We start from the raw sequence: 21,772 nt of genomic DNA on the forward strand, positions 1-21,772 counted from the left end.
CTTTAAAGCCATACCAAAAAACGTTCTTTCCTTCGCTGTTTTTCTTAATTCCCCAGGCAGGTGCCAGCGGAATTTCGTCGCGAAGGGTTTCGAACGGAACATCCAATTGGGCAACAATAGACTTTTCAAATAACGTTTGCTGAGCTTTCTCTTCTTGTTTCTGCTTATCGTAGGCTTCTTTTTCGGCTTTCGATTTACGCCCTCGTTTCTTGGGCTCAGACTTCGGCTTTTTCTCTTCCGCTTTGGCTCGGTCTCGAGATTCAAAGTGAGTGGCATCGATCGCAACGCCGTCATCCTCGACAAACCCTTCTTGAATAGCTTGAAGAAGAAGCTGGTTTTTCATGATCTCAAGACCTTTACAGCTCTCCAATTTTTGCACCAAACGCGAGAAAGAGGCTTCGGAAGGGAGTTGGTCAGAGAAATGAAATCCACAGTCTAAACGGAAGATGAAGTCGTTTTTCAATCGTTTCCGCAAGTCTTTGACTGTTGGAATGCGTTCAACGATCCGAGCGACCAAAGCATAGATCATCGCAGCATAGTTGAGCTCAGTAGGTGCTCCAACAATCGTCTTTTTGGAGATCTCCTTGAGCAAGGGTTCGATGTACAGCGTTGAAAAAATGGCTTCAAATCGTTGGGTAGGTTCTAAATCATATAAATCTTGTATGCCAAAAAGGCTTCCTTGTCGTATAATAGACACAGGGAGTCACCATCCTATCTCTTAAGTTTTGGTCGCACTTAACTTTTTCGAGATTTGGGGAGGTACTCCTTTTTCTATGCTTAAAAACACTTGAGCTACTTGGGCTCAGATTTATGAAATTGATTCAAATAGATATCATTGATTATCCCTTTACTCCGCCAACCGTTAAACCGGCAATAAAATGGCGTTGGAAAAAGATAAAGAGAATGAGAATAGGAAGAACAGTTAAAACGGATCCCGAGATAAGGAGATCATAATTATTTCCATAAGGAGTCAGTAAACCTGCAAGACCAATCGGAAGGGTAAACATATCTTCTGTACGAAGCACGACCAGCGGCCACAAAAAGTTATTCCAGCTGTGCATAGCCTGTAAAATCGCCATCGCGCCAAAGGCTGGGGTCATTAATGGAGCCATGATTCTGAAGTATATGCCAATTTCAGAGCAGCCATCGATTCTTGCAGCATCCAGCAATTCCTTGGGCAATCCAATTGCATACTGTCTAAAGAAGAAGATGGCAACAGGCGTAACCGCAAAGGGCAAGACAACTCCCCAATAGGTGTTTAGTAATTTAAGTAAGATCATCAGTTTATAAAGCGGCAGCATCATGATTTCTACAGGAATCATCATGACGAACAAGACCAATATCATCATCAAATTTCTGCCCTTGAATTCGTACACGGCAAGTGCATAACCGACCATCGATGAGAAAAATAACGATATAACAGTAAACAATACAGTGATCACGACACTGTTTCGATACCATAAGAAATATTTTTTTCCTTCATTAAATATGTAGTTGTAATTATCCAAAGTTAATAATTCAGGCTGCAATTTTAGATTCAGTCCAAAGCGCAACAGCTCAGTGGAAGGTTTAAAGGATGCCAATAGCATCGCAAAAAATGGGAACAAAGCCAAAAAACTGATAATTATGAACACGACGGTGATGAATGTCCTTAAAAATATGGAGTGCTGAGCGGATTCCATCGCTAATCCTCCTTTTTAAACAATCCGGTATATTTTAGCTGCAATAAGTTTACAGTTAGTACAATGAACATCAAAACAATCCCGATAGCCGATCCCAAGCCGAAATTATTATATTCAAATCCCTCTTTGTACAAGTAGCCTACAATCGTAAGACCAATGTCTCCTGGGGATTGATTTTGCCAAAACACATAACTTTCCTCAAACATTCTAAACCCGCCATAAATACTAATAGTCAAAACATAAATCGTAACCGGTTTCAAAAGAGGGACGGTGATCCTCATGAATTTCTGAAAAGCATTCGCACCATCAATCTCTGCTGCTTCATATAAGCCTTTGTCTATATTTTGCAAACCTGCTAAAAAGTATAGAATGTTAACCCCCATCCAACGCCAACTAGCTAATAAAACCATGAGAAACATTCCCGTTTCGGCTTCCATATTCCATTTTTTCGGTTCCAATCCAAGCTTGATCAATAGAGAATTGATTAATGCTGTATCCAATTGTCCAAACATGAGGTTAAAAATCATCCCTCCCACAATAACCGAGGTAAGGGCCGGCATGAATAAAGCGGACCTGAAAATATTGCGCCCTGGCAATACTTTCGAATTTAAAAAGACAGCGAGCAATAATGGAATTGGGATTAAAATGACTAGTGTCCAAAAGGTATAGCGGAGGCTATTAGAGAAGGACGTAAAAAATTGATCATTCCATAATTTCTTATAGTTATCAAGTCCAACAAAGGTACTTTCGCCGGGAAGAATTTCATAGAAACTCATTTGAAAGGTACTGATAACGGGATATAGGAAAAAGACCAGAAACGATAGCAGAAATGGCGACACAAAAAGATAGGGTGCAAATTTTTGGGAAAAAAGCAAATCGCTCACTTTTTTTCTTTTAGCCTTCAAACCTACTTGTTTTGTCTTCGTCGTATAGGTGACATTGGGCCCCAATGATTTCCCCTCCTTTAGATAAGTTTATACTGTCTGATTTTTTTTAAGATGGGATCCAACCATTCAGTTGTTGGATCCCCATCCTTTCCTTTATTTACGAAGGTCTGCTGCTGCTTCTTTTAGGACTTGTTCCGGAGACTTACTGTTTTGCTGAATGGCTTCATAACTTACCTTTTTCTCCACCACGGATCTTGCTTTCGGGCTGTTTTCCGTATAATTCATAGGGGAGATTTCATCCTTCAGCACTTTAATTTGATCAAATAAATCAGCCCCAAAGTATTCCGTATAGACATTCGGCTCCTTTAGCTCAGGAGATTCCCAGACATCCCATCTAGGAGGATCGAAACCAAGCTTTTTCCAAATTTGTATGTTTGCTTCTTTGGAAAGTTTGGCAAAGGCCAAGAATTCTGTAGCCAGTTCTTGATTCTTCGATTGATTTGTTACAACGGTTCCCGTACCGCCCATACCTGCCGATCGATTACCGCCTTCTTCCCAACTAGGCATTGGTCGGACAATCATTTTTCCCTTTAGATCCGGCATATAGCTCACAAATCGTCCCATATACCAGAAAGGCATAAGTACGGAAGCGGCCCCTCCCTGATTCATAAAGCCAAAGTATTCCTCTTTACTATGGGCTCCACCAGGTGCAGGAAATGCAATTTTATCCTTGTAAACCATATCCTGTAAGAACTGTAGTGTTTTAATGTTCGTCTCGTTATCTAGGATGACATTACCGTCTTTATCAAAGTAATCTGAACCTTGTTGTGAAATCATAGGTAAAAATGTCCAATGTCCTGCTCCTTCGACCGTCATCATCGGCTTTCCAGTTTTCTCTAGAACTTGCTTTCCAGCCTTCACATAATCGTCCCAGGTCTTGATGTCATCCGGATTTACACCAGCTTGATTAAGAATTTCCTTGTTATAATACATAACGGTTGCCCCTACATGCGTAGGAAGTCCATAAATTTTTCCATCTTTACTATACACATCAAGCCTGGACTGGATAAATTTATCCTTCTCTGGTGCAACCACATTCGTTAAATCCACTAATTGTGGCTGACCCTTTAAAAAGTTTGGAAACTTATTTATTTCAATATCAGCAATGTCTGGAGCCCCTACTCCTGATTGCAAGGAAACTAGCAATTTATTATGATAGTCTTCAAACGGATAACTGGCTGTTTCCAATGTAATCTTTTTATCCGGGTGCGTCTGATTCCATCTTTCCAACGCATCATTATAGAATTCCAAATGCAGTGGAACGAATGACCACAGGGTAAGCTTTGTAGGCTCTCCTCCCGAACCCGCATTACTGCCTGCTGTTTCTTGAGGTTTTTGCGAAGATTCTTGGGTAGTTGGAGACGAACTTGAACATCCTGCTAAAGCCATTGTAACTGAGAGAACACCTGCTAAGATTTTTAAAGCGGCTTTTTTCACGCTTTTCCCCCTCATTTATTGATTACTATGATCAGTTGTTCATCCATCCTTGTGACCGGTAGCCCAGGAATGATTCTGTTTCTAATTTTGCTTGGCCAATCTGATCACGTTCCACGAAAGCTTAGGCAATCCGGCAGTCAAGATTCCGTCCCGCGCTTCCGCTTTTCCATTATTGTGCGGTGCAATGCGATTTTCGACAGCGGTATTCACTGCCTTGATATCTCCTCCGTTCTCTAGCACAATATGCTCGATTACCCGGTAGTTAGTGAATCCCCTTACATCACATTCCAGTAATAAGGAGTCCTTATCGCTACGGTTTACCGCAAAAATGGTCAGCGTTTCATCTTCTTCGTTCATAACGGTAACCGATTCAAGATACGGAACATCTGTAAAATCTTTACTATCATAAACAGGAGAGGAGATCACCGGCTGCAATGCTGTCCCTCTTCCAAAAACCGATGCATGCATGTAAGGATAGAAGATCGTTTGTACCCAGGCATTTTCGCCTCTTCTGGTCATAATCGGCGCAATGACGTTCACTAACTGGGCCAAGCAGGCGATTTTGACGCGATCTGAGTGCTTTAAGAGCGAAATTAACGCACACCCTACCACTAGAGCATCTTCAAAATTATAATTATCTTCCAATAGCGGCGGCGCCACTTGCCATGGTGCCATTTGCTTATCTGATTCTCTGGTATGGTACCAAACGTTCCATTCATCAAAGGAGAGATTCAAAGTTTTTTTGCTTCTTTTCTTTGCCTTGACATAGTCAGCAGTGGATATCACGGTTTTAATGAAATTATCCATATCCAATGACTTTGCCAAGTAATTCGATAAATCGTTTTCATAATTTCTAAAATAAAGATGTAAGGATATATAATCCACATGGTCATATGTATGATCCAAAACCGTGGACTCCCATTCAGGGAAAGTCGGCATCATGCTGTTCGAACTTCCACATGCCACCAATTCAATCGTTGGATCTACCCATTTCATGACTTTGGCTGCTTCGACAGCAATTCGGCCATATTCTGCTGCTGTTTTGTGTCCAATTTGCCATGGACCGTCCATTTCATTTCCTAGACACCATGTCTTGATTTTGTGAGGTTCCTTGAAACCGTGTGAAATCCTCAGATCACTCCAATAGCTTCCAGAGGAATGATTGCAGTATTCGACTAGATTCCGGGCAGCATCAATGCCTCTTGTACCTAAATTTACTGCCATGTTCACTTCTGCATTTACTTTCTTAGCCCATGAAACGAATTCATTGGTTCCAATCTCATTGGTTTCTATCGTACGCCATGCCAAGTCCAATTTTTTAGGTCTTTTTTCTTTGGGACCGACACCGTCCTCCCAATTATATCCGGAAACAAAATTCCCTCCAGGATATCGAACCAATGGAACTCTCAATTGCTTTACCAAATCGATGACATCCGTCCGAAACCCTTCTTCATCTGCTAGCGGATGATCTGGTTCATAGATTCCTTCATAAACAGCACGCCCTAGATGTTCAACAAAAGATCCATAGATCCGGTCATCGATATCGGCTATTTTAAAATCTTTATTTAAGACCATTTTTGCTTTTAATGGGTACTCCATAATAATTCTCCCTTCACCATTGAATAGATATTAGATATTAAATCATTCCCATTGTGTGATGATAGTGGTAGCCACTCCCCTCCTTCACTGCAGGTTGTACTTTGACATCCGTGTGCGTAAACGTTTTTCCGTGCGCGTCCACGCTTCACATCGTGTTCGCACACATTTTTCTAATTAACGCACATGAACCCCTTCCTCTTGTGTGTACCAATTTTAAATTATCATAGAATCAAACAACATGTACGTACATCTTTGTGCACGTTAACGATTTATCGTGTGCGTACACATCATTTTTTTAAAGATATCATTAATGCTAAGTTCCGTCAACTACAAATTTAGAATTTTATATCAATTCTAACTAGGCGTGATAATTTGAAATGATAACGCATTAAATGGAGTCTACTTTTCAATTCCTTGTCAAATAGACTCCCCAAAGATTAATCGATGACCAATTAAAGGAACAGGTGAGTAGCTCCCACTTTCTATTCTATCAATTAGGCAATCCACAGCTTTTATACCAATTTCTTCAATCGCGTATTCGACAGTGGTTAATTGAGGTGTAACATATTTCAACACATCAATGTTATCAAACCCCATTAAGCCAACATCTTGGGGAATGTGATACTTCTTGGATTTGAGATAATTCATCACTTCGAGTGCATAATTATCACAAGAACATAATATAGCCGTTTTTTCTTCACCGATTAGCTCCATTTGATCCAATGCGCCAATATAATCTTTAGCAGTAATAATCTCTGTTCCGATGGAAACTCGCATTTCAGCTATTCCTTCCATCAACCCATTTACTCTCTCTTCTTGAGTATAAATGTTGCTTAACCCTTTATATGCCAATGGAGGACAAATATAAACAATTCTCCTGTACCCTTTGCCAACCACGTGATAGACGGCATCCTTCATTGCCTGCCTGTCATTGATTCCAACATAGCTCCAATCATCAGAAACAAGGTTGCAAATGGTGACTAACGGTATATTTAAGCTCTGTAAATAATCATTAAACTTTTCTCCCTTGTTAACTGAAAATAGAATGATTCCATCTACCTTCCTGTTAATCAAGTGCTGTAATAACATTTTTTCATCATTTGGATCTTTATCGGTAAGGACAGGATGGACAAAGTATCCAAATTCCTTCGATCTGACTTCGATCGCATTCATTAATTGAGAAAAGGAACGGTTATAAAGATCAAACAACACGACTCCTAAAGTCATAGTCTTTCCCTTTGCCAGGCTGCGTGCCGTGTGATCCGGCTGGTAATTTAAAGCCTTTGCGACTTCCAGGATTTTAAGTTTCGTTTTAGGATTGATTCCTAAGCGATCATTCAATGCCCGGTCCACGGTTCCGGCAGATACTCCACATAACTGGGCAATTTCCTTAATCGTTACTCCCATATATTCCTCCTATCCTTTTTAATATAGTTAAGCTTATGAATTTTCAGTTTTTTCGTGTGCGTACACATAAACTACCATTTTGATTCACTAGTGTCAATAGAATTTATTTAAATTATAGAAAAATTGAAATGTTTTATATAAAAATTAATTTTACTATTCGAATTTGTTTGATTTCGCGTTATACTATATGGTAACCCTACAAGTTTGGAGTGAAAAAATATGTTTCTCTTGATACAGAAAGTGACTAAACTACTCTTTTTAAACTTGCTTTGGTTGCTTGCTTGCCTCCCCATCCTCACGATCTATCCGGCTACTGCCGCTTTATTCGGTGTGACAAAACAGAGGATGACGGGAGAACATGCGGGTCTCAGCAAAGAATTCCTGCATCTGTTTAAAGAGAATTTTGTTCAAAGCTTTTGGATCGGGATCATTTGGACCATGATCGGTTTTATTTTGCTATTCGATTTGCAGCTGGCGAATCAGATGACCTCGCCCCTACGTATTCCTTTGTTTTTGATTACTTTTTTTATGATCGTCTTATATCTCTTCACCTCTATTTTTATGTTCCCAGTCATGATTCACTATCAATCTAACTGGATCCAAGTGATTAAGAATTCGCTCTTATTGTCCATTAGTCAGCTTTTTACGACGATGTCAGGTCTTCTCGTCATAGGGGGTTCTATCTTATGTTTCGTGCTTGAACCGGCTACTATATTGATATCCGGAAGCGTTACTGCCCATTGCCTATTTACCTTATGCTACCGTTCGTTTCAAAAGATAGAACGATTAAAACAAGAGGTCAGCATTGGATCATCTTGATTTCGCCTCAGCCGTAGATTGTCTGACAATCAATGTAGGCTGGTAGATAATGGGTTCGATCTTTTGTTCCTTATTTGACTCAATCATATTCAGAATAAGCTCCGCTGCATCCTTCCCCATCCTGGCTTTAGGGTGCTGAATCGTGGTAAGTTCTGAAGCAGTAGCAATTGTAGAATCGTCATAACCAACGATAGAAAGATCATCAGGAATATGCAATCCCAGTTCCCTGGCCATATCCAAAAGGGATAAAGCAATTTCATCATTATAGCAAACAAAAGCAGTTGGCTTTTCCGGTGTTCCTTTCCCCTGCATGAGTTGTTTGGCTTCCTGGATCAGCTTGAACTCTTTATTCTCCGTGTTATAGGAAAGGATCATTTCGGGCTCGATGGGGAGATGGTACTCACGATGGGCCCGGACATACCCTTTCATACGGTTAATTCCCTGTAAATCATCCGTTTTAAAAAGCCCTGCAATTTTTTTATGCCCCAATCGAATCAAATGCTCTGTCGCCAAATACCCCCCTGTTTCATCATCCATGGTCAAACTGATAGGATTCAGTTCAGAATAATAAGCATTAATCATGACATACGGTATTTTATTATTTTCAAGCGTAAAATAATAATTCAAATTAGGATTAAACCCTCCGCTTTTGGTCGGTTCCACGATCAACCCATCAATATTCCTATCGAGGATATTTTGCAGACAATGCATTTCGCTCTCTAAGCTATTATTCGTACTGGATAATAGGATGGAATACCCCTTTTCGCTTAGATAGGATTCGGCCCCTCGAATGATGGACGGGAAGATGTAATCTGAAATGTAGGTGGTGATCACAGCGATGATCTTCTCGCTTTTTCGTCCAGCAACCTCAGGGTCGTGCCTTCTCGCACAAAAGGTTCCCCGCCCCTGTTCGCGGTACAGCCAACCTTCATTGACCAATTCGCCGATCGCTTGCCGCACGGTTTGTCTGCTCACAGCAAATATATCGGCAAGCTCATTCTCAGAAGCTATTTTCTCATGAGGTTTATATTTTTCTTCCAGGATCCATTTCTTTATCCCCTCTTTTACAACACTATATTTTTTCATTATGATCTCGCCCTCTTATTGGTTGTTCGTACAATATGGAGACATTGTACCACGAAGTAAATTCTTATGCACATCTATCACATGTGACTTTGAGGACATCACTTCATAGAGATTTCCGTCCTCACCGTCATCTCTTCTCCAGGTTTCAACATCTGAACACCAGTAAGCGAAGGAGAAAGATTTAATTTAGGCGCATTGGTAACCCAAGTATACGGTTCAGGACATACAAATCCTTGTTTTCCGTCTGCATTATATACCACCCAATGTTTAAAGTTTGGATCGGCCAGATAAACAATTGGTTTATCCATGCCAGGAATTTTCATGGAGGATTCTTTCCGCCACTTAAACCGGATGAAAGATACGCATCATCAAGTGCCCAATCTTTTAGACTAAGCCCTTCACTCATACCCTTTTTATATGGTATATCTACTAGCTGTCCAGTAGGCAGCAATCTCTCATCTAATTCCCATGCCTTATCCGCGGTAAGAGAAAAAGTAGAATCTTCTTCCGGGAACAAGAAGGTCGTATGGTACCCTAACCCCCATGGAAAAGGCTCCTCTCCTTTATTCATAATCGTGGCATTCTTGTGCAGTGTTATGCCATCTAAAATATAGGACATTCGGATAACAAAATGATGAGGAAATTGCTGATAGATTTCCGGATAAGTGGAAGAATCGAATTCTGTTTCCAATATTGCCTTGTTGCCATTGGTTTCAGCCTTAAGCAGTTCCCATTTCTTATCGTGAACAAATCCATGCAGATGATTATTTTTATCCTTCTCATTGATCTCGAGATGATATGTTTTCCCGGCAAAATCAAATATTCCATCACTAATCCTGTTGGGAGGAAATAAAATCGGGGTCCCATACAGCCAGGGGTTCGCCTCATATTCGCCGGACGACCGGGGCGCTCTCAGAATCTCTTTATTCGTTTGCTTATCAATCAAGGAAATCAGATTGCTTCCCCACCCAGGAACAAGAATGATTTCGAGCTGCCCATTGCCAGCACGGACAGCCGGTTCTCCTAAATAAGTTATCTTCTCTACAAATACCGTCATTTCCATCCCCCTCTTGAAGGTATATGAGAATAGGTAGACTCTTTTCGAAGCCTACCTTTCCCAGAAAATCTATTATTATTTTTAAGACTAGCTTTTTTGGCCATAATATGCGTTTGCACCATGCTTCCGCAGGAAATGCTTATCTAAGAGGACAGGATTAATCGACCCTACAGCAGGATTTAATTGAACCGTACGATAGGAGATTTTAGCGACCTCTTCTAGTACGACGGCGTTATGAACCGCATTCGCTGCATTGGATCCCCAAGCAAACGGGCCATGGTTATGGACAAGAATCCCGGGCACATAGGATGGGTTGCGTCCTTTGAACGTCTCGATAATCACGTTCCCCGTTTCCAGCTCGTAATCGTTTTGTATTTCTGCATCCGTCATTTCCCTGGTGCAAGGGATATCCCCGTAGAAATAATCGGCATGAGTCGTCCCTAATGCCGGAATCGATTGTCCCGCTTGCGACCAGATGGTGGCCCAAGGCGAATGGGTATGAACGATTCCGCCTATTTCAGGAAAAGCCTGATAGAGAGCCAAATGAGTCGGCGTGTCCGAAGAAGGCCTTAAATTCCCTTCTACTACATTCCCATGAAGATCGATGACCACCATGTCCTCCCACGTCAGTCTTTCATAAGGAACACCGCTTGGCTTAATGACGACCAAGCCCTTTTCACGGTCGATTCCACTGACATTTCCCCAGGTAAACGTCACAAGGCGATAGATAGGAAGCTCCAGGTTGGCTTCCAGTACTTCTTGTTTCAATTGCTCCAGCAATTCACTCACTCCTCTTCCCTTCACAATCTTGTTTCGTTATCTCAACCGCCAGTAAAGTTCATTCCATCTCAATTCATTTCGAAACGCCAGTGGAGTCGTGTCTTTGTTGATAATGACGCACTCGATCCCCGCCATTTCCGCCCAATCTACCAAATGTTCAGCCTTCACCACATACGAGAAGCAGGTATGGTGGGCACCTCCAGCAAGGATCCAAGCTTCTGCTGAATCGCGAAGAGACGGCTGTGGCTTCCAAAGGACACGAGCGACCGGAAGTTTCGGCATGTCTTGCTCCGTCTTCACAGCATCCACTTCATTTACAATCAAGCGGAAACGATTGCCCATATCAATCAGCGAGGCATTGACGGCAGATCCGGCATTTCCATTGAAGACAAGGCGGGCCGGATCCGCTTTTCCGCCGATGGATAAGGGATGAACCTCAATCCGGGGGCGGGTCACTGCAATCGTTGGGCAAATTTCCAGCATATGAGCGCCGAGGACTAATTCATTACCTTGCTCCAAATGATAGGTGTAATCTTCCATAAAGGAGGTGCCTTCCCCGCCTGCCATAATCTTCATGACTCTAACAAGAGCCGCTGTTTTCCAGTCGCCTTCTCCTCCAAAACCAAAGCCTTGTGCCATTAATCGCTGTACAGCAAGTCCCGGAAGCTGTTTCATCCCGTGTAAATCTTCAAAGGTCGTCGTAAAGGCACCAAAATTTCCCTCTGTTAAAAATGCTTTTAACCCAAGCTCGATGCGGGCCTGCTCCCTAATTGACCCCCAGACGTATCCGGTTCTGTTTCCATCCGATGGAATCTCGTACAATTCCGCATATTCGTCCAATAACTGATTAACCTCTTGGTCCGAAATATCGTTAATTCGATGCACAAGATCCCCCACACCATATCCATTGACGGACCAGCCCAATTTGATTTGCGCTTCGACTTTGTCCCCGTCCGTCACAGCCACTTCTCTCATGTTGTCACCGAAGCGTGCGATCTTCAGGGTACGCCCTTCCATATAAGCAACCGAAGTTCTCATCCAGTCCCCAATCCGGCTTCGTACTTCAGGGTCTTCCCAATAGCCGGCCACAACCTTACGGGCAACTCCTAACCTTGCACCCATAAATCCATATTCACGGTCACCGTGGGCAGATTGGTTCAAATTCATAAAATCCATATCAATGCTGCTCCATGGAATATCCCGGTTAAATTGGGTATGTAAATGCAGCAGTGGCTTGCTTAGCCTAGACAGTCCGGCAATCCACATTTTCGCTGGCGAGAAGGTGTGCATCCAGGTAATCAATCCTGTACATGTGTCATCGGCTTCGGCTTCAATACAAAGCTTTCGGATTGCATCAGGAGTGGTCAAGACTGGTTTGAAAATGACTTTATACGGAGTAGATGGATCAAAGTCCAAGCCTTCCGCTATTTTCAAAGAATGCTCTTCTACCTGCTTCAGTGTTTCTTGTCCATATAAATGCTGGCTTCCAGTAACAAACCAAAATACATAGGGTTTTAACTCGTTCATATACATGCTCCTCCCTCTGATTTACAAAATCCTAATCATGCTTGCTGCGCTTGCTTTTTAATTTTTTTCAAACTCTTCATCACGTTATTTTCTCCCCCGCCGAAGTGGTGATAGAGCTTCTTGTATTCGGCATACAATTGCTCATACACAGCAACGTTATCGGGGTTCGGCCGATAATAGTCTTCCTTTACTTTGGCCATGGACTTCGCTGCATCAACAATCGTGTCAAATCCTCCTCGTTCCCTTCCCGCCGCCACGGCTCCAAACATCGCTGAACCAAGAGCTGGAGTTTGCGGGGATCCTGAAATACGGATTTCCATATTGGTTACATCCGAATAAATCTGCATCATGAAGGGATTCTTTTCAGCAATTCCCCCGGCAGCATAGAGCTCATGAACAGGAACACCGTTATCACGAAAGGCCTCAATGATGATTTTCGTTCCGAAAGCGGTTGCCTCGATTAAGGCACGATAGATTTCTTCCGGTTTGGTTAACAGCGTAGCCCCAACGATCACACCCGTTAAATCCGCATCGACTAAGGTAGAACGGTTGCCATTCCACCAATCAAGGGCAAGCAATCCGCTCTCGCCTACTTTTAAAGCGCTTGCTTTGTTGGTCAACAACTGGTGGATTTCGATACCATCTTTTTCCGCTTCCTTAAAATAACTTTCAGGAACGGCATTTTCGATAAACCACTCAAAATGGTCACCGACACAAGACTGGCCAGCCTCGTATCCCATCCATCCAGGAATGACACCGTCTTCCACGACTCCGCACATACCTGGTACCACTCTTTCCTCTTCTCCAAGCAAAACATGGCAGGTGGAGGTTCCCATAATCATGAGCATTTTCCCTGGTTCCGTAATACTGACGGCAGGTACCGACACATGGGCATCCACATTAGCAACAGCCACAGCTGTTCCTTTCTTTAATCCCGTTAGCCGCGCTGCCTCCTCCGTAATCTCTCCTGCTTTTACACCAAGCGGGTAGATCCGGTTGCTTAGTTTTTCTTCAACCAGATGCTCTAACCGGGGGTCAAGCGCTTTAAAGAAATCTTGGGAAGGATATCCTTCCTGCTTATGCCAGATTGCCTTGTATCCAGCGGTACAGCTATTTCGTCTTACCTCTCCAGTCAATTGAGAAACAACCCAGTCGGCAGCTTCCAGCATTTGAGCGGATGCATCATATATTTCTGGTGCTTCATTCAGAATCTGCCAGATTTTTGGGATCATCCATTCCGAGGAAATTTTCCCGCCATAGCGCTGCAAAAATTTCTCTCCCCGCTCTTCGGCAATCTCATTCAAGCGGTTAGCTTCCTCTTGCGCCGCATGGTGTTTCCAAAGCTTCACATAACTGTGCGGATGATTCCTATACTCCTCCTTCATACACAAAGGAGTACCCTCTCTATCCACAGGCAGCATGGTACATGCTGTAAAGTCAATGCCGATGCCGATCACATCTTCAGCCGTAACGCCCGCACGTTTTAATACCTCCGGTACGGTCACTTGCAGTACTTCCAAATAATCATTAGGATGCTGCAGTGCCCAATCCGCCTCCAGTTTCGTTACCCCATCAGGCAAAAACTCATCCATGACTCCATGGGTATACTCCTTCACAGCAGAGGCTACTTCTCTGCCCGTTTCTACTTCTACAAGCAAGGCTCTACCCGATTGCGTTCCATAATCCACACCAATGCTATATTTCATGCAAACCATCTCCATGTTTTTGATTGGTTATATGTACGTACAAGCTATTAGAAAAATATCCGTTTTAGTCCTTCGATCTTTCATCTAAATGATCTATCGCATCTTCCCTGCAACTCCCCTTGTCTACAACCTGAATTCATGTAGTTTAAAACGGTTTGGATATCCTCTCTCCTCAGCTAATTCTGTATACCTGTACGTATAAAGCGTTTCAATAAGCTTGTTTTTAATAACCTGTACGTACATATATTTCTATTTTACATGGCTGCTTTCCTTGTTGCAATAAATATTTGCAAAATATATACAATTTAAAATGATATCCAAATAATTGAATCATTTTCTGGAAAAAAACGAAGAAAAAATTGATTAGCATGGGGGTTTTCCTTTTTCTTTTAGACAGAATCACTAGGCTCTTCTCCGAAATAAATGAAGTATGGTATAAGATGGAATAAGATGAATTATTTGTAAATTTAATTGGAAAGGGGTTCAATATTTACCTGGATTTTAAGGGGGCAAAAGCATATGGGGCCACATACTGCTGCAGAAATGATAACCGGGCTATCCCAAACAAGGTTATTTGGGAATATGGAAAAAGTTAATGCTCCCGAAGGTACTCTTATTTTTACAGATGGTGAAGAAGGAAACACGATGTTTATTATCAGCTCGGGAGAGGTGGAAATTTTCAAATCGTTATCCAATGGAAGCCGGCATCGGTTGTCCGTCTTGGGCCCGGGGGAAGTGTTTGGAGAAATGTCGTTGATCACCGGCCATCACCGTTCTGCCTCAGCTAGGACGCTTAATAACTCCCTGGACATATCTTCAAAACCGAGTGTGGTCTGAGAAGCGACATATCCACTCCAGTACAAATAAGTTTGACAATCAAAATCAAGGGGATTACAACCAATTTCCGAATGATACAAAACGGCATTTTGTATCATTCAGATTAAATAATAAAATAGCGCTTCTAATGAACAAAAAAGGAACCTTGAATTTAATACTAAGGTTCCTTAACATTTAAGTTTGATGTTCCTTAATCCAACGTTCAATATCCTTTTCTGTCCATACACCTTCTGCCGTTTTTAAACCCAATTCAATTAACTCCGCTTGACTATAAGAAATCATGATTTCGTTCAAACGTAACAATAAAAGCATCATCGCAACACCTACTCGCTTATTTCCATCTACAAATCCATGATTCTTGATAAGAGCATAGGTCATTACAGAAATCTTTTGGATTACGGTTGGGTACATATCTTTTTCATCGAAAGTGATAAAAGGCCGTTGCAATGCACTTTCAATCAGGCCTAAGTCTCGGACTCCAGGTGATCCCCCTGTTTGTTCTACTATCTTAGCATGAAAAACAAATAAATCGGCTAATTCAATGCTTCTCATTTCGCCAGTTCCTCTAAGGCTTCCCTATTTTGTTCAATAATTTCGTCCATCAATCCTTCAAGCTGCTTTTTATTTTTAGATTTTAAAAACTCAACAAAATCCAAGACTTCAAGCTTTTTATCTTCAGGGAGTGTTTGAAAATCCTTTAACAACCGTTCTTCTAAGCTCATTAGATTTCCTCCAAGTTTAGGCTTTATTCATATTATACACGAATATAAAATTCTAAACATTTGTACTGAATTATTTAAGTTTAGGAATATACCTTTTTAGATATAGATTTATTTTCAAGTCTCTCCAGGTTTTTATTTTTCCTTACACGACAAACCATAAAAGGTGTACTCCTCCTGCATCATTTAAAGGCGAAAATAAAAATATTCCCACTTTGTTTTAATTCCCGGTGGGACATCCTGCCCCACCGGCGATTTTTTCATTATTTCTAGTCCGAAAAATCAATCCCTAGAATGTAGTCAGCGGCCTTCTGAGCTTGAGCAGCGGCTTGCACGATCAGCTTTTTATCATCCTTCAATTTTCGGAGCCAAGAGCCGATATAGGCAACGCTATTTTCAATGGTACTGTTATCAATCCCGGCCACACTGCACAACATCGCAGCTCCAATTTCAGCCACTAGCTCTTCTTTTGAATAAGTTTCACTACCGAAAGCTACAGCCTTTTCAATCCCCGGACGATTTAACCGGTTATAATGACCCGTACTATGGACCATCTCATGAAACATCGTACTATAATATTCAGCCGAGTTTTTGTAATCTTCTAATGGTGGAATCTGGATCACATCCAGACTTGGAACATAGTAGGCTTGTCCTGGTTTATAAAACATTTTCGGACAGTCCCTATATCCTTCCTTAATTTTTTCTGCTTCGGAAATCGGGTCATGATCAAAGGCTTCAATTTTTTGTTTGCTTTTTAAACCTTCACATTGGGTATTGATTTCAAACACATTATAGTATCTCAAAAAAGGAACCTTTTCTCTTTCTTCCGTCTCTTCGTTCTCCACTTCTATCCACTTCCAAAAAACAACCAAATGACTTTTTGCTCCCTTTTTTACCGTTCCGCCAACTTCTTTGATTTGGTTGAAGGTCGCGTATTCCCCCGGATCCAAAAGCATCGTATTTATGCCTCGGTATGGCTTTTGCGTAACCCAATTAACCGCTGCTCCCCTCGTCGTCCATGGTCTTCTCCAAGGAATGACCCCTTGCTCTAAGAGCTGAATAATTTTCGTGGTGACCATCTCATACACTTTAGACATCTTGCTTTTCCTCCCTATTCATTCGTAAGGACCCAATGGCCTCCGCCGTGGCTCAAGCGCACCACAGCACCAAGCACGAGGAGGCTCCGGCCAATAGGATCGTGGAATACCGGACGGACGTTAGGAAGGAGGATATGCCGCGAAAGCCTGTTGGCTGGAGGCGCAGCTGTGGTAAGCTAGGAGACCGGCGGAGAGCCAAAAGAAGGGGCCGAGCTTCCGACATACGGAGGAAGCTTTCCATGCCTTTGACACCCTCCTCGCCTTGACTTTCTCCAACGCTGCCGGGGACCCGGGGTGGCGCGATTTTCGCCAATCAGGAACAGGAACCTCGTGTGCGTTCGTGAGGATACGAGCGTTACGGACACGGGTTATCGGTCCCGATACCGGGTGGCAGGGTTTCGCGCCAAAGAAAAAAGCCCTTTCTCGATCACGAGAGAAGAGCCATTTGAAAAATGAAAACCAAGGTTTGGGATGAATGGTGGGATCGTAAAGGAATTACAACAAACTGCATGGTGGCGATAGGAAAGAAAAAAGGGAGACCATACAGCCTCCACCAGATTATATTTTCTAACTAACCTTTTCATATAGTGATTCCTACTATCTGTCAGAATGATGATTAACATTTGAAAATTATCTATTAAACTCATCGATTAACCATAACCACTATTCCTCTTTCCTCCGTAATTGTACGAGTTTAGGAAAATAATGGTCTTAAAATTAGGAGTTTGCTTATAGTTTTTGAAGAAAAAGAATTATAGACAGTGAATCAAAGTAATTGAAAACATCAAGAAACACAGTAACTATACTTATTCTATCTATATGATTGGCAATTGCAATTTTAATTCCCAAAAGGTACGGAGTCGAGCTGCTAAGAGGAGCGATGTAATGACTAAATGTCACCTCTGATAATTCACTCGATGAAGGGGAGAGTAAGGTGAATAATCCCCAACTTTCCCGATTAGATACAGTGGCCGATGCCCGGAAAAAGGAAACCCTGATTTAATTCCTTATAAAATCAGGGTTTCTTCTTCTGTAATTTTTATTAGGTATATCTTTTCACCAAAATCGTTTATCCTTTTTATTGTTGGACAGGAACAGAGGCACCCGTGCCCCCGTTATATTTACCAATTATAATACTTAGTATTTAACAATCTCAATTTGGGGTTAATATCTATTCTTAATTCGACCAATTATAGCATAACATCTCCCGAATTCGGTCCTAGGGTCTGGCCGGTATAAAGATTACCATCCGGATCAGAAGCTAGTAAAACCGCTGTAGGAGCAACCTCTTCTGGTTTGCCAAAACGCCCAAGAGGGAGTGAGTTTTGTTTCCTTTCTTTCCACGTTTCATCATAGCCTTCGAGTAAAAAAGGGGTTGCGATCGGTCCTGGTGCAATACAATTAGCGGTGATACCATAAGCACTTACCTCTCTTGCTAAAGACTTTGTGAAACCTATAAGTCCAGCTTTTGATGCCGCATAATGCGCATTCTCTATTCCGCCAATTTGACCTAATTGCGACGCTATATTAATAATTCTCCCAAATTTTTTTTCTAACATGTGTGGCAGCACAAATTTTACACAAAGGAAAGGTCCACGCATATTTACTTTAATCATTTGATCCCACTGTTCTACAGTTAAATTCTTAATAAGGGCCTGGTGTGTGATTCCTACACTGTTAACTAGAATATCAATTGTTCCTAAACTCTCAAGAGCCACTTTAACCATACTCTCAACCTGGCTGACTTCGCTAACATCGCCCTCGATGATTACTACCTTTCTTCCGTATTGCTTTTCAATTTGAGCCTTTAAAGCTTCTGCCTGTTCTTCAGTTTTGAAGTAATTAATTGCAAGGTCTGCACCCTCTCTAGCATATGCAAGCGCAATTTCTTTCCCAATACCGGTTGAACCTCCAGTAATGAATGCCTTCTTACCATGTAATTTCATAAAAATTCTTCCTCTCCATGTGGTATTGTCGGGTAACAAATACATTTCTAACCTTAATCCTTGGAGATAGTTAACTAGGCTATAAACTTAAACTTTATGATGAGGTCATCTCTTTACATGCGGAATTTCTAACATTGGGCAATTGAAGTAACTAAGGCATCTAAAAACAAACCTGATGTGACGCTGCCTCCTTATGTAACTTCAACTATGCAGCTTTTCATAAGTTATACCTAAAATGAAGTATTGTTTTCTATTTTTATCTCCATTGCATCTGATTCTTTTTGACCACTTTTAAGTCTTTCATCAATACCGCTCTTCTTTAATATCAGGTATATGACAAAAGTTGTAGGAAATCCAATTAACCATGCGATATGAAGTTGCGTAAAAGAGATTATTGCTCCTAGGAACATTGCTATAAAAGCTGCTGGGCTAAATCCTTTGAAGTAATAATAAGCTTTACTCTCTTGATTATATAGATGGTTAAGATTAAGCTCGCCCTTTCTTAAAATCCAATAATCCGCTAATAAAATACCTAAAATTGGCCCCAAGAAAGAAGAGTATATATTTTGGAAGGTGAAGAACCATTGACTTGTAAAAAGTATCCACGGCATTGTAACGGCAGATAAAGAAGCCGAGAGAATTACGCCTGTAGACCACTTCATTTTAAACAAATCCTGAAACGCTAAAGCGGCGGGTAAAACGCTCGTTGTTAGATTAGAGGTTATTTGAGCCAAAATAATGAATATCATGAGAATAATCCCAAATGTAGGATTTGGTGCTAACGCCATTAACCCTGCAATCGGATCATCATTTCCGGTTGCAACAAAGATTAACAATCCAATAAAGACCATCGAAATCCAAGGTGGAATGATTCCAACGAAGTTAGCAAGAAAGCTAGTTTTCCCCTTTGCAGGTTTTAACTGACGTGCTAAATCCGAATTATTTAGCATTACAGTAGCCCAGTTTGCTGTGGCGGCTGAAATTCCTCCAAAAAATAAGACCCCCCAAGAACCGGGTATATCCGTATACTTGGTAAAATCTAATTCCCCTTTGACAATTATTAAGCCAAAGAAATATACTAAGATTAAACATATTACAGTGGCCACCGTCGCATTAAACCATGTAATATCCTTAATACCTCTATACGATAGAAAGATATGAACGATGGTTAGAAAGAAAAAGTATGGAAATTTCATTTCTGGCAAATTAAATACAGTCATCATAACTTGATTAATTGCTAAAGCTCCCAGCCAGGTTCCTATTCCGTACCAACAAATAGCGGGGACAATCCTTAGAATATAAGCTACTTTTGCACCTCTGTATCCAAAACTAGAACGAAGTTGAATAATAAATGGTATTCCATGTTTAAGCCCGGCAAAAGAGTTTACGGTACAAAAAGTTGCTACTAGTATTCCGGAAATAACACCTACAGCTATTACTTGATATATATTTAACCCACCTTTTAACAAAAACGTTCCAATAGCCATAACTTGAATAATTATCGCTGTAGACCAGAAAGAAAGTACATAAGTCATCTGCGTCATTGGACGGTCCGATTCCGATATAGGATTTAGTCCATTAAGATCAACTTCTTTGTTACTCATTCTTTTTACCCCTTTCTAAGAGTGTATAATTATTCACTTGTTCTATTTGATCTATTTGAACCACAAAGCTAAACCTATATTTAAGTTACTAACATTCTATTGTCTCTTGTTAACCCTGGTTCCCTCCTATAGTCTTGATATCTAGATTTTACACTTTGCAAGATTAAGTCCCACTAAACATTAAGCATCAAATACACACATGCATTAAATTAACTTTTTTAAGATTTCTTCGCTACGACAGCCCCCTCATTCTGCTTCGAGTGCCCTCTTTTTGCTTCACCCCTTAACGTTTCTTTCTATAAATCTAAGCTTACCTTTGAAAAATTCTTATTTATCACCTCCTTTAAGCTGGATTACCTTTCTAAAAAACCTGCCAAGTAGTATTAGTTCACTCTCTCTTTTAATATAGAGAATGGGTACTCGGTTTGAATATTTCATTTAAAGCACTTGGTGTTGAGGGCATTTCATCAAAATCCAGATACGCCTCAATGTGTTGAAGATGCTCCAGCATCAGCTTCTCGGCTTGGTTTTCATCCCTCTGATTCAATGCATTCAAAATTTGCGCATGTTCCTGTAATCCACATAACGTCAATTGCCTCCTGCCATAGAAAGCCATGATAACGTAATTCAAGGAAATAAGCTCTTCAATATATCGATTGTAGTAAGAATTACCTGCGATTTTTGCTATTTCCAAATGGAAATCACAAGTGATTTGCAGAACTTGAAACAAATCGCCATGGTCCCGGGCCGCGTGTTCTTCATTAATCAACAATTCCAGCTGGTGTAGGTGCTCCCCAGTAATCTGCTTACATGCCTTTCGAATCGCTGCTCCCTCTAAAACTCTTCGCATTTCAAATACTTCTTTTGCCTCTTCAACGGTGGGGCAAGAAACAAAAGTTCCTTTATGTGGAATGATCTTCACCATCTTTTCATGAGCCAATCGCCGTAATACATTGCGAATCGGAGTACGACTGACCCCAAAAGATTCCGCTAATACTTCTTCTACCAATTGCATATTCGGGCGAAGTCTTTGTTGAATAATCGCCTTCTTAATTTCCTTGTAAATATCTGTTTCGCTCGCATCAGACATCTTCTTTCTAACCCTCCCTAAATAACTTCTTTAAGCGTTGTAATTGTATCGCATGATGGATACGGTATTGTATACAATTAAAGGTATAAAAAATTTCATTATATAGAACTAAATCCGTAGTTAGTTCCAACATATTTTCTTCGAAAATAAATACTTTCCCTATCCAGTTTTTTCTTTAAAAGCCCCTTGGACAAATCTCTTTCTCCGCACAATAAATCGCAAGTAATAGCCCTGAACCTTTATTCCTTCATAAAGGTTAGAATCCAATTGATATTGCGTTTTTTGAGAAATGACTCTTGAACGTATTCGATCAGGAATAACGATATCTGCATCGCTTCCAACAGAGTGAATCAATCGCTGAAGCGAATTAGAGTACTGACTCGAAATTATTCTGCTAATACTTCCTCTACCAATTTCATATTTGGGTGAAAT

The 21,772-nt window shown here is 41.1% G+C and carries 20 protein-coding genes and 1 pseudogene; 3 read left to right on the forward strand and 18 right to left on the reverse strand.

All coding sequences use genetic code 11. The annotated features are described in order from the left end of the window. The 6 genes from ABLT31_RS35280 to ABLT31_RS35305 all read right to left on the reverse strand — a co-directional run. Window positions 1–697, reverse strand: a 697-nt coding sequence (locus ABLT31_RS35280) for a transposase (RefSeq protein WP_367760335.1), incomplete at its 3' end; no start/stop codon positions are given. Window positions 698–839: 142 nt separating this feature from the next. Continuing rightward, the gene (locus tag ABLT31_RS35285) at window positions 840–1,682 is read right to left on the reverse strand and encodes a carbohydrate ABC transporter permease (RefSeq protein ID WP_367760336.1); all 843 of its coding nucleotides are present in this window, start codon (window positions 1,680–1,682) and stop codon (window positions 840–842) included. A gap of 2 nt (window positions 1,683–1,684) precedes the next feature. Beyond that, window positions 1,685–2,632, reverse strand: a complete 948-nt coding sequence (locus tag ABLT31_RS35290) for a carbohydrate ABC transporter permease (protein WP_462976582.1) — start codon at window positions 2,630–2,632, stop codon at window positions 1,685–1,687. Between the two features lie 90 nt (window positions 2,633–2,722). Then, window positions 2,723–4,066, reverse strand: coding sequence for an ABC transporter substrate-binding protein (locus tag ABLT31_RS35295; RefSeq protein WP_367760337.1), 1,344 nt, complete (start codon window positions 4,064–4,066; stop codon window positions 2,723–2,725). Between the two features lie 81 nt (window positions 4,067–4,147). Continuing rightward, window positions 4,148–5,665 carry an arabinosylfuranosidase ArfA gene (gene arfA, locus ABLT31_RS35300; RefSeq protein ID WP_367760338.1) on the reverse strand — a complete coding sequence of 506 codons (1,518 nt, stop codon included), beginning with the start codon at window positions 5,663–5,665 and terminating at the stop codon, window positions 4,148–4,150. Window positions 5,666–6,082: 417 nt separating this feature from the next. Then, the gene (locus tag ABLT31_RS35305) at window positions 6,083–7,072 is read right to left on the reverse strand and encodes a LacI family DNA-binding transcriptional regulator (RefSeq protein ID WP_367760339.1); all 990 of its coding nucleotides are present in this window, start codon (window positions 7,070–7,072) and stop codon (window positions 6,083–6,085) included. Window positions 7,073–7,291: 219 nt separating this feature from the next. On the opposite strand from ABLT31_RS35305, the gene ABLT31_RS35310 reads away from it, so the two are divergent. Continuing rightward, on the forward strand, window positions 7,292–7,891 hold the full coding sequence (locus ABLT31_RS35310; protein ID WP_367760340.1) for a YesL family protein: 600 nt from the start codon (window positions 7,292–7,294) through the stop codon (window positions 7,889–7,891). Here ABLT31_RS35310 and ABLT31_RS35315 read toward each other — a convergent pair. The 5 genes and pseudogenes from ABLT31_RS35315 to araB form a co-directional block, all read right to left on the reverse strand. Continuing rightward, complete coding sequence (locus ABLT31_RS35315; protein WP_367760341.1) at window positions 7,883–8,977, reverse strand: GntR family transcriptional regulator; 1,095 nt, start codon at window positions 8,975–8,977, stop codon at window positions 7,883–7,885. The two genes, ABLT31_RS35310 and ABLT31_RS35315, sit on opposite strands and share 9 nt — an antisense overlap. 98 nt (window positions 8,978–9,075) lie before the next feature. Next, window positions 9,076–10,034: pseudogene (locus ABLT31_RS35325) on the reverse strand (aldose 1-epimerase). 87 nt (window positions 10,035–10,121) lie between these two features. Continuing rightward, a complete protein-coding gene (araD, locus tag ABLT31_RS35330; RefSeq protein WP_367760362.1) occupies window positions 10,122–10,814 on the reverse strand; it encodes an L-ribulose-5-phosphate 4-epimerase in 693 nt (230 codons plus the stop codon). 36 nt (window positions 10,815–10,850) lie between these two features. Then, window positions 10,851–12,341: an L-arabinose isomerase gene (gene araA, locus ABLT31_RS35335; protein ID WP_367760344.1), complete on the reverse strand. Its 1,491-nt coding sequence runs from the start codon at window positions 12,339–12,341 to the stop codon at window positions 10,851–10,853. 35 nt (window positions 12,342–12,376) lie between these two features. Next, window positions 12,377–14,047, reverse strand: coding sequence for a ribulokinase (gene araB, locus ABLT31_RS35340; RefSeq protein ID WP_367760345.1), 1,671 nt, complete (start codon window positions 14,045–14,047; stop codon window positions 12,377–12,379). 519 nt (window positions 14,048–14,566) lie between these two features. On the opposite strand from araB, the gene ABLT31_RS35345 reads away from it, so the two are divergent. After that, a complete protein-coding gene (locus ABLT31_RS35345) occupies window positions 14,567–14,884 on the forward strand; it encodes a cyclic nucleotide-binding domain-containing protein (RefSeq protein ID WP_367760346.1) in 318 nt (105 codons plus the stop codon). A gap of 174 nt (window positions 14,885–15,058) precedes the next feature. Here the strand turns inward: ABLT31_RS35345 and ABLT31_RS35350 are convergent, their stop codons facing one another. The 4 genes from ABLT31_RS35350 to ABLT31_RS35365 form a co-directional block, all read right to left on the reverse strand. Further along, window positions 15,059–15,436 (reverse strand): type II toxin-antitoxin system death-on-curing family toxin, encoded by a 378-nt coding sequence (locus ABLT31_RS35350; protein WP_367760347.1) that lies wholly within the window; start codon window positions 15,434–15,436, stop codon window positions 15,059–15,061. Continuing rightward, a complete protein-coding gene (locus ABLT31_RS35355; protein ID WP_367760348.1) occupies window positions 15,433–15,606 on the reverse strand; it encodes a DUF2281 domain-containing protein in 174 nt (57 codons plus the stop codon). Before ABLT31_RS35355 ends, ABLT31_RS35350 begins: the two co-directional genes overlap by 4 nt. 266 nt (window positions 15,607–15,872) lie before the next feature. Beyond that, the gene (locus tag ABLT31_RS35360) at window positions 15,873–16,700 is read right to left on the reverse strand and encodes an ArdC family protein (RefSeq protein ID WP_367760349.1); all 828 of its coding nucleotides are present in this window, start codon (window positions 16,698–16,700) and stop codon (window positions 15,873–15,875) included. Between the two features lie 52 nt (window positions 16,701–16,752). Beyond that, window positions 16,753–16,941 (reverse strand): hypothetical protein, encoded by a 189-nt coding sequence (locus ABLT31_RS35365; RefSeq protein WP_367760350.1) that lies wholly within the window; start codon window positions 16,939–16,941, stop codon window positions 16,753–16,755. A gap of 89 nt (window positions 16,942–17,030) precedes the next feature. Between ABLT31_RS35365 and ABLT31_RS35370 the strand changes: the two genes are divergently transcribed. Continuing rightward, window positions 17,031–17,156 (forward strand): hypothetical protein, encoded by a 126-nt coding sequence (locus ABLT31_RS35370; protein ID WP_367760351.1) that lies wholly within the window; start codon window positions 17,031–17,033, stop codon window positions 17,154–17,156. A 734-nt stretch (window positions 17,157–17,890) separates the two neighbouring features. On the opposite strand, the gene ABLT31_RS35375 is transcribed toward ABLT31_RS35370, so the two are convergent. From ABLT31_RS35375 to ABLT31_RS35385, 3 genes are all read right to left on the reverse strand, one after another. Next, entirely contained in the window at window positions 17,891–18,646 is a 756-nt protein-coding gene (locus ABLT31_RS35375; protein WP_367760352.1) for an SDR family NAD(P)-dependent oxidoreductase, read from the reverse strand. 230 nt (window positions 18,647–18,876) lie between these two features. Continuing rightward, entirely contained in the window at window positions 18,877–20,250 is a 1,374-nt protein-coding gene (locus tag ABLT31_RS35380; protein WP_367760353.1) for a cytosine permease, read from the reverse strand. Window positions 20,251–20,650: 400 nt separating this feature from the next. Continuing rightward, on the reverse strand, window positions 20,651–21,340 hold the full coding sequence (locus ABLT31_RS35385) for a GntR family transcriptional regulator (RefSeq protein ID WP_367760354.1): 690 nt from the start codon (window positions 21,338–21,340) through the stop codon (window positions 20,651–20,653). Window positions 21,341–21,772: the final 432 nt, after the last annotated feature.

This window comes from Ammoniphilus soli (assembly GCF_040813775.1).